Genomic DNA, 12,137 nt, shown 5'->3' with positions numbered 1-12,137 from the left:
TCAGTACGCCATGGCGTACACCAGTTTACGAATGCACACGTCCTGAAAGTTGATCTTCCGACCGGTGGCGGCGGTTGCCCCCCAGTACACCTTGCTGTTTCCGCCGAAGATATCCCGGATGATGTCGCGGGTGAAGGTGGCCCGCAGTTCGTTGTCGAGCGTGATTTTCATGGTATTGGTGCCCGGGTTCCAACTGATGGTCAGGGGGTGACGCATGCCGTCCTCCAGATTAGGTAAGGCAACCGGTCCCTGCAGGCTCACCGAATGATTGGGCTGTCCGTGGGGCATGATGGCCAGATGGTCGCCGGCGGGATCACCCAGGTGAAAATTCTGGTAGGTGTCGAACTCGATGCCCAGGGAGGGATACAGGCCGGCAAAACCCATTCCTTCGCCGCGGTAACCGGTCTGCATCGTGGGGTGAAAAACGAAGACGATGCCATCGGCTCCCAGATCGTCGTTTTCCCCCAGGACCAGGTCCACCGTAAGCTCAAAGGGATACTCGAGATCCATGGGATTCTGGAACCAGGCGGAGCCGGATACGTAGGCAGTGGCCGGGGTCAGGCGAATGCACTCCTCGGTCAGTATTTTCGCGCTGCCGCCGAGTCGGAATTCCCGCACGCTGCTCTGGGCGGCAAGCGCGGGAGCAAGAAAAATCAGGCAAAGAGCGAGGAGTAGAGATCGGTCGGCGGTAGTCATCGGCTAACCCGTGCGGGCGGTTTCTATCAAAATACTGATTTATAGAGAATTGTTCCCCGGAAATTACCCCAAAGGTCGGGCACGTAGCGGGGCCGAATGCCCGGATCGGACGTGCATTTTACCCTTCCCTGACGCTGTGGCGCAACGGTCCGGCTACCTTAGCGTTTTCTTGTTCTACGCCGCGTCCTGTACCAACTTACCGCCTTATGAAGAAGTCCTATATCCTTGCGATCCTGCTGGTAGTCGTTGCCGTGGTACTGCTGCTGCAGACGGGGCAGGCCACTTCGGAGTACGCCAATTTTGATAAAGCGGCCGCGTCCGGTAAGAAAGTGCAACTGGTCGGTACCTACGTCAAGGACAAACCGACGATTTACGATCCGCTTACCGACCCCAATTACTTCAGCTTCTTCCTCGAGGATCTGGCTGGTAACGAACGGGAGGTGGTCCTCCTGATGGGTAAACCCCAGGATTTTGAAATGAGCGAGAGTATCGTGCTGACGGGTCGGATGAAGGACGAGCAGTTCATCGCGAGCGACATCCAGTTGAAGTGTCCGAGCAAGTACAAGGACGAAGAGGCGATGATCAAGAACCTGACCGAGAGCTAGGCCTACATGCAAGAAATACAGTACCTGAACGAGCACCTCGGCCCCCGTTACATCGGACACTTCGCCGTCGTACTCGCTTTTTTTTCCGCTATTCTAAGTTTGGTGAGCTACTTCCTGGCCACGCAATACCGGGCCGAGGTTCTGCGTAGCCGGAGTTGGCAGCGCCTCGGGCAACTCAGCTTTCTGGCGCACGGCGCGGCGGTATTCACCGTCATCGGGTGCATCTTTTACGCGATGCTCAATCAGTACTACGAATACCAGTACGTGACGGCTCACGTCGACGGGCAGTTGCAGCGGCGCTACATCTTCTCGGCATTCTGGGAGGGGCAGGAAGGAAGCTTCCTGCTGTGGATGTTCTGGCACGTTATCCTTGGCTACGTACTCATGGTCACCGCCCGCAGCTGGGAGAAGCCGGTCATGGCCGTGGTCTGTTCCGTGCAGGTGGTGATCGTATCGATGCTGCTCGGGGTACACTTCGGCATCGGGGATAGCCTGATCAAACTCGGCTCCAACCCCTTACTGCTGCTGCGGGAGACGGTGAACGCTCCCATCTTTCAGCAGGCCGATTACGTGGAATTGCTGCGGGGGAACGGACTCAATCCCAGCCTGCAGAATTACTGGATGACGATCCACCCTCCCACCCTTTTCCTGGGTTTTGCCAGCACGGTCGTGCCCTTCGCTTACGCCGTGGCGGGGTTGTGGACCGGTCGCCACCGCGAATGGCTGACGCCTGGGCTGCGGTGGAGTCTCTTCAGCGCGGGCATCCTCGGCATCGGTATTCTTATGGGGGCCGCCTGGGCGTACGAGGCGCTTAACTTCGGCGGTTACTGGGCCTGGGATCCGGTCGAGAACACCAGTCTGGTGCCCTGGCTCATGCTGGTCGCCGGCATCCATACCAACCTCATTAGCCGCGCGACCGGTCAGGGCATCCGGGCCACCTATCTGTTTTACCTGTTCACCTTTGTATTGATCGTTTACAGTACCTTCCTTACACGCTCCGGCGTGCTCGGCGATACCAGTGTGCATGCCTTTACGGAGATGGGCCTGGAGGCGCAGTTGTTGTTTTTTCTGGGCTTTTACATTGTGCTTAGCCTCGGACTCGTCATCTGGCGCTGGCGGCACATTCCAGTACCGGAGCGGGAGGAATCTTCCACCAGCAAGGAATTCTGGATGTTTATTGGCAGCCTGACCCTGTTCATGTCGGCGCTGCTCATCACCGGTTCGACCAGTTTGCCGGTGTACAACGCCATACGGGAGTGGTTCAACCCCGTGTACGACGGTCTCACGCTCACCGATCCGGAAGCGCACCACAACGGCTTCCAGATTTGGATCGGCATATTCATCGGTCTCCTCAGTGGCGTCGCTCAGTTTCTGCGGTGGCGCGAACGGGACTTCTCCCGTCACCTTCGGTCGTTCGCTTTGCACACGGGGATAGCCATTGCGGGAGCCGCCGTGTTGACCGCACTTACCTTGCTGTGGATCAAGGCCCCGAGTATCCCCTACAAGCTTATGCTTTTCGCGGGGTGGTTCGCGGTCTGGGCCAATCTGGACTACCTCATTTTCTTCCTGCGCAAGGACGCGAAAGTGGCGGGCAGCGTCATCAGTCACCTGGGATTCGGCGTAATGCTAATTGGGATCATGGCCAGCTCCGGCAATAAACGCATCGTTTCCCAGAATCAGTTCTTAATGGAAGGACTTACGGAAGACGAGCAACTGGCCCGCAGCACCGTCCGGCTTTACCAGAACATTCCCCTGGGGATGGAGGACTACGTCGTCACCTTCACCGGTGATACGATCGAAGGCATGAACCGCAAATACTTCATGGACTACCAGCGCGTCGATAAGGACGGGCGGGTCCTGGAGGAGTTCCAGCTGGAACCGAATGTCCTCTACGATAAAGGGTTCGAGAAGATCGCGATCACCAACCCGAGCACCAAACACTACTGGAACAGGGACATCTTTACCGTGATCATGGGCCTGCCCCCGGAAGAACAGAGCGTCACCGTGCGTCAGGAAACCGAGGATAGCCTGAAGTACCGGGTCCTGCCCCTGGGGCAGGGTGAAAGCACCTCCTTCCGGGATACCGTGGAGATTCCGCAGCGTAGCAGTTCGATAATCTACACCTACACGGTCGGCCTGGAGGGATTCTCCCGCCGCCCCACTCACCCGGACTATGTCGCCGAACCCGGCGATATCGGTCTGAGCGCCACCGTGCGGGCAGCCCGTTCCGGAGGCATCGCCGACCACGATACCACGGCCAGCGTGGCCCTGGTACTGCGGGAAGGATTGCTGTACCACTATCCCGCCCAGATCAATGACATGTCGCTCCGCATCAAGATTGACGAGAGTGTTTTTGAGCAGCTGCTGACGAAGGACGCCGACCTCAATTATCGCGAATACCTCGTTAAGCCCGGCAACTCCATCGTCATCGGCGACCGGGTGGTGACCTTCGAGAAATTCGTATCCCAGCCGCAGGTAGAACACTTCCAGCCGCAGGAAGGCGATATCTGGGTGAGCGCCCTGCTGGAATCCGAGGGACAATCGATGCAGCCGGTCTTCCTGATCCGGGGCAACCAACCGAGCGGAGTACGTGATGAGATCACCTCACTCGGACTCTATGCTCACCTGGTCAGTCTGAATCCGGAGACGAACGAGGCTACCCTCCGCATCGCTACGGCACCTCCGCAGCAGGCTTTCAGTATTCCACTCGCGGTGGCACCCAAGAGTTACCGGACGGACTACATCACCCTCCAGGCCATTGAATTCCCCGGCATCAATCTGTTCTGGTTCGGCACCATTTCCATGATGGTAGGCCTCCTGGTCAGTATGGTATTCCGGCTTCGGTCTCGCAAAGCTCCGGCGGGCGGTGAAATTCTTCGGTAGACCGCTTCCCGCCCGGGGTCTGCAGAAAGCCGTATTTCCGAATCAGTACGTACGGCCGGTCGATCAGGCGGTTATCCAGGCGAACTTGCCGGTAGCATAGTTCCCCCCGGACTAACAATTTCTCCCCGGGCCGCAGGTGTTGGTGCAGATCTAGCGCCACTTGTCCGTACGCCAGACAATGATGCCGGTGACTGCCGCCGCGGCGGTCATATGTGATCAACTGGATTCGGACAAGGTCGCGCGCACGGGTCGTACAGTGATACACGGGGTGATCGGCCACCGTACCGATGAGTGTTAGTGCATTCACCTCAGGTATAGGTTTCGGGAGCCGGTTCCGCGGCCAGCGCAACGGAACGGGTGACGGACTTCGTACTCAGTACCGTGAAGCACGCTACGTGAATTTCGGGCTTCACTAGCTGGTGTCCGTTCACCTCGATCTTACGGTACACTATTCGACCCTGAACGAGGAGACGGTCTCCCCGCCGTATCCGGGCCTGTAGTTGCGTCGCGACCGCGCCCCAGGCGACCAATGCATGTACCTGAGGTTCGTGGTGCCGTTCGGGTAGGCGTGTATTCTGATACAGGCGCAGGGTGGCCCGGGGGGTCCCATCGGAGAGCGTGAGTAGTTCGGTATCGTGACCGGCGCGCCCGATGAGCTGCACTTGGTTCTGCAGGGATAGCATGGTGGTACTTGTTTGGTAATGGGCCAAATATCAGACGCCTACCATCCTTTACCCGTCAATTAAACGCATACTTGCGAGTATATGCGTTTACGATCGACTTAGAAGTTCCAGTCCTGCTTCCAGATGTCGATCAGGTCAAAGCTTACCTTATAAGCCATGCCGGCCTCACCGGTCGTGGAATCCGCCGCAATGCCGTATAATCCCAGTCGCACTCTCCGCCGGGGTCCCAGTTTAAAGACCCGCTCCACACCCGCGAATACTTCCTGGTAGCGGAGGTTACGATCCTTAAGCCAGAGGAGTCCGCCCCCGGCAACGGCTTTGATCCGTGTTTTCTTGAGGAGGGGGATATTGTTAATCAGCGCGCCATTGAAGTGATGAATATGGTGGACCTCTACAAAGAGATCGTCGGTATTCAGGGAGGCATCCAGCGCCTGGAAGGTCGTGAGCGGATCGGAATACAAGAGGAGATCCGAATCCCGGAACCGTTTGATGTCCACGAAGCGCAGGTCGGCGGAATTCAGGAACCTTCCCACCTGAGCACGGTACTTCGAGTTTCCCAGAGCGCCCACGGTTACATCCTGTTCGACGGCGAATTGCAGGTAGTCAAAGCGAATGTCACTGCCTAGAGTCCCCGACCACCCGCGGCGGTGCAAAAGCGAAAAGGTCGGCCAATTGCTTCCGAGCACGACCTTGCGGTTCGGCTCCCGCATGTACCGTTGTCCGGGGGTATAGGAAAGGGTAATATTGCTGATCAAGGCCTGATAACGCTGAAAATCTACGGTTCCCCCCTCATCATCAATGACGCCGTCGAGTGGATTACCGGTATCGTAGCCGGTCAGAGGTCGCCGGTCGGCGAGCCCGATGTTCGTATTGACGTAAAATCCGTTGAATAACTCCCGCTGCTGGCCGACGCGAATTTCGTCCTTCACGAAGTAGTTCGAAGCGCGTAGCTGATTAAGGTAGGCATCATTAGGGTTGAAAGACTCAAACGCCCGACCGGCCCACAGAGAGACGTCGCCGAGGCGAAAGGGGTCATAGCGGTACCAGGCCACCGTCTTACCCTGGACATCGAGGTTCTTGATGCCAATATCGACCGAGCCCGAAACACTCAGTACCCGTCCGTCCGGGTACCGACGGTAATTCGAGACGTAGGGTCCGATACGCCATCCGCCGACCGGTGAAAAGTCGATGAGACTGCTGACGGGAGCAAAGTACAGGTGACTCTTCTTGTCGTTATTTCTGAAGCCTACCCCGTCCCACACGAGGTCCAGGAGGGTAACCCGGTTATAAAGTTCCTGTATACTGTCCTGGTAGCGACGGGAGTTTGTTACAGCTTCGATGCTGTCCCGCAAGTACACCATTCGCCGCTCCTCGGGGGTTAAGTCCACGGTGCGCCCAAACTTCCAGTACGTACTGTCGCGGGTATAGGCCTCGGCCGTAGTCACCGCCACCTCGTTTCCGAAGAATTTCTCCGGGAAAGGGTAATCATACACATAGTCGCGGTAGCTCAACGTGGTGGTTCCCCGGAACTGCTTCCGCTTCCCCTGCCGCGTATGGTACCGAAACACCTGTTGTTCTACCTCCCAGACGCCGTTGTCGTCAGACTTACGGTAGCGCTGCGAGAGCCCGAACTCGTCAGAAAACACCAAGCCACCCGTTGGAAACTGGAAGTCTAGGCGGTCGATGGCGTAGTTGTCCTCGTTAATGTAGATCCACCCTTCCACCGTACTGTTCCCGGTTTTCCGTGGCGTTACCCGGATGCGGTACACCAAACTGCCGTCCTCCAAATCCGTACTCTCCAACGCAAAGGCGTAGGTCAGCACCGAGGTGTTACTGAGGGGGGAGATCACGGGCGCGTCGGCAATCCCCGGTAGGTGAACGAGGTTGCGGTAGAAGTTGAAATCCGTCTCCGTGAACTTCGGCACGAACAACCCCCGAATGTCTCCGTAATCCGCGTACGCCAGTCGTTCTTCCTTGTATTTGCGTGGATAGGTGTAGTTCAGTCGCAAATCCATCTCGACCATGTTCAGTCCGGCCAGCAGTTCCCTTTTGCTGCGTTCGTCCGCGGCAAACGGATCGTGAGGCGGGGCCGCGGGTGCGGTAGATTCCGGTTCAACAGCGGAGGATCCCGGTAGACCTTCGGTAATCTCTTCCGTGGCCTTCAGGTACACCTGGGTCCGGTAACTTTCGGCGGCCCGCAGATGCTCCGCCTTACGGGCGATAGCCTGCTTGATGATCGCGTAGGCGGGGTCCCGCTGGGCGGCACTGACCGTAATTTCTTCCAGCTCCACCCCGGAAGTGAGCAGGCGAACGTCGTAGGTAGTGGGTTCCATACCCACGTTGAGTTGTATGGCCCGGCTGGCGTAACCGAGACTGGAAAAAACCAGTTCGTAGGTTCCATCAACCCGAAAATTGACCGTATAGCGGCCCTCATCGTCGCTCACGGTCCCCGTTTCCAGCTGGCGTACGTAGACGTTGGCGAAGGGTACGGGTTCGTCAAACTCATTGACGATGCGACCGGTGACGGATTGTCCCGTGAGGGTCAATCCGACTAGGACGAAAAACAGAATTGGCAGGAGCGATCTGGTCATGGGCGATAACCAGAGAGACGTACTACCCCCCTCCCCCGTTGTTCCGGAAGGACGCTTTAATCCTTATTTAAGTGCTGCTTAACGACTCGTTTACACCATTCGGCTGTGCCAGCTGTCTTCGAGGGGCCGCTCAAAAATTTGCCGCAATTCCCCCAATTCCTTGACGAGAGGATCGAAAACAATGCTTTCGTTGCCCAACTGTCCCTGAGCGTAGAGAAGTTTGAACTCTTCGCGGCCTACGGTGTGAATCTTGCCCTCTGCGTCGCGGTAACTGAAGCGCATGCGATTGAAAAAATCTACCCCGATCTCCGCGCCGAGTGCCTTGACGAAATTTACGCTTCCGTCGATGGAGCATCCGCTGGCTTCGGCCTGAGTCTCATCGACGGCGAGTACCAGGAAGCGGTTATGCAACACGTCAGCCGCCGAGGTGAGGGCCTGCTGATGACTACTCCACTGGCTCACGAATTCCTGTGCACGCTTACGGACCGTAGCGGTTTCGTCTCGGGTAAGCGCGCGTTCGGCACCGTAGATCCAGATCCGACTTTCAGGAGATAACTTGTCGAGGGGTGAGGCCATAGGAAGTATACTGGTTTTGGGAATTGCAAAGATACTATCGTCGCGGCACTCGTCGCGATCCCCCCGCAAACTCGTACAAGAGAAGATATCCACCACACCCTATGGCGCGAAGTCAGCCGGCAACCTATCCGTGCGGATCACGTTAGCACCACCAAACCTTCCGAATGTCTAACAAAAAGCTTGTCGTTGCCGTGGGCGGGAGCAGTGGCTCCCTCTACGCTAAGGTGCTGTTCGACCGCCTCAAAGCGTTAAAATCGAATTGGGAAAATGTTGGCGTAGTGATTACGGACAATGGGAAGTTCAACTGGAAATTGGAGCTCGGCGACAACGGTTGGCAACAGTATCCCTTTGACTACTACGCACAACGTGACTTCTCCGCGCCCTTTGCTTCCGGCTCGGCTCGCTACGGTACCATGATTGTTTGCCCCTGCAGTATGGGACTACTGGCCAGGATAGCGACGGGAGTATCGAACGATCTCATCACCCGGGCGGCGGACGTAATTTTGAAGGAACGGCGGCGACTGATTCTCGTCCCCCGTGAGGCGCCGTACAGCCTTATCCATCTCCGCAACATGACCGCGGTGACCGAGGCGGGCGGGATCATCTGTCCGGCCGTGCCCTCCTTCTACAGTGGCGCGACCACCGCCGAGGAGATCGTCGGCACCATCGTGGACCGCGTACTCGACCTCGCCGGCTTTGAGCTGAACGACACGTATCGCTGGGGAGAAACCGTGTAGCGACGGCTTTAGTCGTTCTGCTGTACACACGCACCGACAGAGCACCTGTACCTGCAACTTTCGTTGTTTTAATACTTGCAGCGTGACGGCTCAAGCGGCCATGTAACGACGACTGGAGCCGTCTGACGTGTAGCGACGACTTTAGTCGTCTGGCTGCTCACATTTGCTGTATAATCTTACCTGATATTGAGCACATTTAGATCGTGCAGCGTGACGGCTCAAGCGGCCATGTAGCGACGACTTTAGTCGTCCGGCTGCCCGTATGAGCAGTGAATTTTGACCTAATCCTGAGGGCCATTAATTATTACAGCGTGACGGCTCAAGCCGTCGCTACACGTCAATGCGTAACGACGAATGGAGTCGTCCGGCGTGTACCGACGACTTTAGTAGTCCGGCTGCTCGCATGAGCAGTGAAATCTGACCTAATCCTGAGGGCAATTTATGATTGCAGCGTGACGGCTCAAGCGGCCGTGTAGCGACGACTTTAGTCGTCCGGCTGCTCGCATTTGCAGTATATCATGACCCTGTCCTGAGGGCCATTAATTATTACAGCGTGACGGCTCAAGCCGTCGCTACACGGCAAATCATAACGACGACGGGAGTCAGCCGACGTGTAGCGACGACTTTAGTCGTACGGCTGCTCGCATGAGCAGTATATCATGACCCTGTCCTGAGGGCCATTAATTATTACAGCGTGACGGCTCAAGCCGTCGCTACACGGCAAATCATAACGACGACGGGAGTCGTCCGACGTGTCGCGACAACTTTAGTCGTCCGGCTGCTCGCATGAGCAGTGTAATTTGACCCGATTCTGAGGGCATTTAGGTTTTGCAGCGTGACGGCTCAAGCCGTCGCTACACGGTTACGGCTCAAGCCGTCGCTACACGGTTACGGCTCAAGCCGTCGCTACACGGTTACGGCTCAAGCCGTCGCTACACGGGTGACGGCCCAAGCCGTCGCTACACGGCAGAGGGCAGCGTGACGGCTCAAGCCGTCTCTACACGGTACCTTGCCGAAAATCCCGTACATGTCTCACGATTTGAAACTCGCACTATCTACCCTCGCGGGGCTCGAGGAAGTCCTGGCCGCGGAGTTACTGGAAATCGGCGCTACGAATGTAATCAGCGGTCGGCGCGTCGTGACCTGTACCGGCGATCTGGAAATGGTGTACCGGCTCAACCTGGAGGTACGTACCGCCCTGCGGGTACTCATCAACATCGACGAGTTTCAGGTGGACCATGAGCAGGCGTTGTACGACCGCTTGCGGGCCACCAACTGGCGGACCTACCTTCAGCCCGAGGGGAGCCTCTTCGTGAACGTCGTCGATCCAGGACGCTGGTTTCGAAACACTCACTTTATCGCACAACTGACCAAGGATGCAATCGTCGACCAGTTTCGTGATAAATACCAGACGCGACCGTCGGTAGATAAGGGGTCTCCCGATCTGACCATTCACCTGCGGATAAGCGGTCGCGGCGAGGTCGACCTGAGCATAGACAGTTCCGGCGACGGACTCCACCGCCGGGGCTACCGCCGCCGCACCGGGGAAGCTCCCATCAACGAGGTACTCGCCGCCGGCATGCTCAAGATCGCCGGCTATACGGGCGAACAACCCTTCGTCGATCCGATGTGCGGTTCTGGTACTATTTTGGTGGAAGCAGCCGGCATTGCCGCCAACCACGCCCCCGGCTTGCTACGCAGTTTCGGCTTCGAACGGTGGCCGAACTTCGATCCGGCGCTGTGGGGAAGCTTGCGCCAAGCAGCTTTGGACCGAAGAAGACCGGCCGCCTACCCCATTCTTGGCGGGGATATTGACGGGGTCGCCGTAGCCATCAGTCGTGCAACCCTGGAGCGCGCCAACCTGCTTTCCCGCGTTGAACTGCGGGAATCCTCCTTCGAGGAGTTAACGCCCCCTGCCCGGGCCGCGGACGTGAACGGTCTGCTGGTCACGAATCCCCCCTACGAATTGCGGATGCAAACGGGCGACATCGAATCGTTCTACCGCTCGATTGGGGATACGCTGAAGCAGCACTGGGCCGGGTATACCGCCTGGCTGATTTCGGCCAATCCCAGCGCGGTAAAGAGCGTGGGACTGCGCAGCAGCCGCAAGATCCCGCTAATGAACGGACCGGTGGAGGTAAGATTCTGCAAGTACGAGCTTTACCGGGGGACGGCTCGTTAGCCAACCGATACGGCACCCGCGAACCCGCCCAATAGCTCCCTAACGGGAAGCGTGAATGAGTCCACCGCCGACGACGTCATCACCTTCGTAGAATACGGCGCTCTGTCCCGGAGCGACCCCCCGCACATCGGCGTAAAACTCGACCGCCATCCGGTCGGGAGCGATCTGCTCGACCAGGCTCAGAGTACCCGCGTCTTTGTAGCGCACCTTGGTGACCAGCTCGAGGCCGGCGGCGGGTAGTTCGGCGTACTTCTGCAGCGTCGCGCCGCCTACCATCATGCCGTTCTTGACGAGTGCCTCGACCGGCCCCAGCGTAACCGTATTGTCACCGGCATCGATTTTAGTGACGTACATCGGTTCCCCGAAGGCCATTCCCAGTCCCTTCCGCTGTCCGATGGTATAGAAGGGATAGCCGTCGTGAGTACCGATGACCTCGCCCCGGGTGTTGAGAAACTTCCCGCCGGCGACGGAGCTTTCCAGTTCCGGTAGCCGCCGCTTAAGGAAGCCCCGGTAATCGTTGTCGGGCACGAAGCAGATTTCGAAGCTTTCGGCCTTCTTACTAAGCTCTTCGTAGCCGAAATCGTAGGCCAGTTGCCGCACTTCGGGTTTGGTCATGTGTCCGAGGGGAAATCGGCTCCGGGCCATGCATTCCTGACTCAGTCCCCACAGCACGTAGCTCTGATCCTTACGGTCGTCCGCGCTCTTCCGGACGTGCCAGCGACCGGCATCGGTCTGCCGAAGCTGAGCGTAGTGTCCCGTAGCAATGAATTCACAGTCCATCGCGTCCGCCCGCTTAAGTAGGGCACTCCACTTGATGTGGGTGTTGCAGAGGACGCAGGGGTTGGGTGTCCGGCCGGCCATGTACTCGTCGACGAAGTTGTCGATCACGTGGTCGCCAAACTCGTCGCGGATATCGATGATGAAGTGAGGAAAACCCATCTGCACGGCCACGGAACGGGCATCGTTGATGGAATCGAGGCTGCAGCAGCCGGTCTCCTTTTTGGACCCGCCGGAGTTGGCGTAATCCCAGGTTTTCATGGTGATTCCGACCACTTCGTACCCCTGCTCGTGCAGGATCATGGCCGTCACCGTGCTGTCGATACCGCCGCTCATGGCGACCAGCACGCGTCCTAATTTGCTCATATCTACTGATTTTCGCGCGGGTTCAAGGGCCCGGCCAAAAC

10 protein-coding genes are annotated in these 12,137 nt (G+C 57.7%); 4 read left to right on the top strand and 6 right to left on the bottom strand.

Annotated features, from left to right (window positions below):
- Entirely contained in the window at positions 1–696 is a 696-nt protein-coding gene (locus tag NMA52_RS04250; RefSeq protein ID WP_254826403.1) for an L-type lectin-domain containing protein, read from the bottom strand.
- Between the two features lie 206 nt (positions 697–902).
- On the opposite strand from NMA52_RS04250, the gene NMA52_RS04245 reads away from it, so the two are divergent.
- Both NMA52_RS04245 and ccsA read left to right on the top strand, forming a co-directional pair.
- Positions 903–1,301, top strand: coding sequence for a cytochrome c maturation protein CcmE (locus tag NMA52_RS04245; RefSeq protein ID WP_254826402.1), 399 nt, complete (start codon positions 903–905; stop codon positions 1,299–1,301).
- A gap of 6 nt (positions 1,302–1,307) precedes the next feature.
- Entirely contained in the window at positions 1,308–4,184 is a 2,877-nt protein-coding gene (ccsA, locus tag NMA52_RS04240) for a cytochrome c biogenesis protein CcsA (RefSeq protein ID WP_254826401.1), read from the top strand.
- Here the strand turns inward: ccsA and NMA52_RS19065 are convergent.
- The 4 genes from NMA52_RS19065 to NMA52_RS04225 all read right to left on the bottom strand — a co-directional run bounded on the left by NMA52_RS19065 (position 4,123) and on the right by NMA52_RS04225 (position 8,034).
- Positions 4,123–4,491 carry a single-stranded DNA-binding protein gene (locus tag NMA52_RS19065; RefSeq protein WP_371930939.1) on the bottom strand — a complete coding sequence of 123 codons (369 nt, stop codon included), beginning with the start codon at positions 4,489–4,491 and terminating at the stop codon, positions 4,123–4,125. The two genes, ccsA and NMA52_RS19065, sit on opposite strands and share 62 nt — an antisense overlap.
- A 1-nt stretch (position 4,492) precedes the next feature.
- Positions 4,493–4,867 (bottom strand): single-stranded DNA-binding protein, encoded by a 375-nt coding sequence (locus tag NMA52_RS04235; RefSeq protein WP_254826400.1) that lies wholly within the window; start codon positions 4,865–4,867, stop codon positions 4,493–4,495.
- A 98-nt stretch (positions 4,868–4,965) separates the two neighbouring features.
- Positions 4,966–7,458: a DUF5686 and carboxypeptidase regulatory-like domain-containing protein gene (locus NMA52_RS04230; RefSeq protein ID WP_254826399.1), complete on the bottom strand. Its 2,493-nt coding sequence runs from the start codon at positions 7,456–7,458 to the stop codon at positions 4,966–4,968.
- A gap of 90 nt (positions 7,459–7,548) precedes the next feature.
- Positions 7,549–8,034 carry a hypothetical protein gene (locus tag NMA52_RS04225; RefSeq protein ID WP_254826398.1) on the bottom strand — a complete coding sequence of 162 codons (486 nt, stop codon included), beginning with the start codon at positions 8,032–8,034 and terminating at the stop codon, positions 7,549–7,551.
- A 164-nt stretch (positions 8,035–8,198) separates the two neighbouring features.
- Between NMA52_RS04225 and NMA52_RS04220 the strand changes: the two genes are divergently transcribed.
- Both NMA52_RS04220 and NMA52_RS04215 read left to right on the top strand, forming a co-directional pair.
- Positions 8,199–8,771, top strand: coding sequence for a UbiX family flavin prenyltransferase (locus NMA52_RS04220; protein ID WP_254826397.1), 573 nt, complete (start codon positions 8,199–8,201; stop codon positions 8,769–8,771).
- Positions 8,772–9,798: 1,027 nt separating this feature from the next.
- The gene (locus NMA52_RS04215) at positions 9,799–10,953 is read left to right on the top strand and encodes a class I SAM-dependent RNA methyltransferase (RefSeq protein ID WP_254826396.1); all 1,155 of its coding nucleotides are present in this window, start codon (positions 9,799–9,801) and stop codon (positions 10,951–10,953) included.
- A gap of 39 nt (positions 10,954–10,992) precedes the next feature.
- On the opposite strand, the gene mnmA is transcribed toward NMA52_RS04215, so the two are convergent.
- Positions 10,993–12,096 carry a tRNA 2-thiouridine(34) synthase MnmA gene (gene mnmA, locus NMA52_RS04210; RefSeq protein WP_254826395.1) on the bottom strand — a complete coding sequence of 368 codons (1,104 nt, stop codon included), beginning with the start codon at positions 12,094–12,096 and terminating at the stop codon, positions 10,993–10,995.
- Positions 12,097–12,137: the final 41 nt, after the last annotated feature.

This window comes from Lewinella sp. JB7 (assembly GCF_024297185.1).
Taxonomy (GTDB): domain Bacteria; phylum Bacteroidota; class Bacteroidia; order Chitinophagales; family Saprospiraceae; genus Neolewinella.
Note: the sequence above shows the minus strand (reverse complement) of the source record. Positions and strands in the feature narration are given on the sequence as shown.

Coding starts and splice junctions, on each gene's coding strand:
- NMA52_RS04250 (WP_254826403.1), bottom strand. CDS start 696: ATGACTACCGCCGACCGATCTCTACTCCTCGCTCTTTGCCTGATTTTT.
- NMA52_RS04245 (WP_254826402.1), top strand. CDS start 903: ATGAAGAAGTCCTATATCCTTGCGATCCTGCTGGTAGTCGTTGCCGTG.
- ccsA (WP_254826401.1), top strand. CDS start 1,308: ATGCAAGAAATACAGTACCTGAACGAGCACCTCGGCCCCCGTTACATC.
- NMA52_RS04235 (WP_254826400.1), bottom strand. CDS start 4,867: ATGCTATCCCTGCAGAACCAAGTGCAGCTCATCGGGCGCGCCGGTCAC.
- NMA52_RS04230 (WP_254826399.1), bottom strand. CDS start 7,458: ATGACCAGATCGCTCCTGCCAATTCTGTTTTTCGTCCTAGTCGGATTG.
- NMA52_RS04225 (WP_254826398.1), bottom strand. CDS start 8,034: ATGGCCTCACCCCTCGACAAGTTATCTCCTGAAAGTCGGATCTGGATC.
- NMA52_RS04220 (WP_254826397.1), top strand. CDS start 8,199: ATGTCTAACAAAAAGCTTGTCGTTGCCGTGGGCGGGAGCAGTGGCTCC.
- NMA52_RS04215 (WP_254826396.1), top strand. CDS start 9,799: ATGTCTCACGATTTGAAACTCGCACTATCTACCCTCGCGGGGCTCGAG.
- mnmA (WP_254826395.1), bottom strand. CDS start 12,096: ATGAGCAAATTAGGACGCGTGCTGGTCGCCATGAGCGGCGGTATCGAC.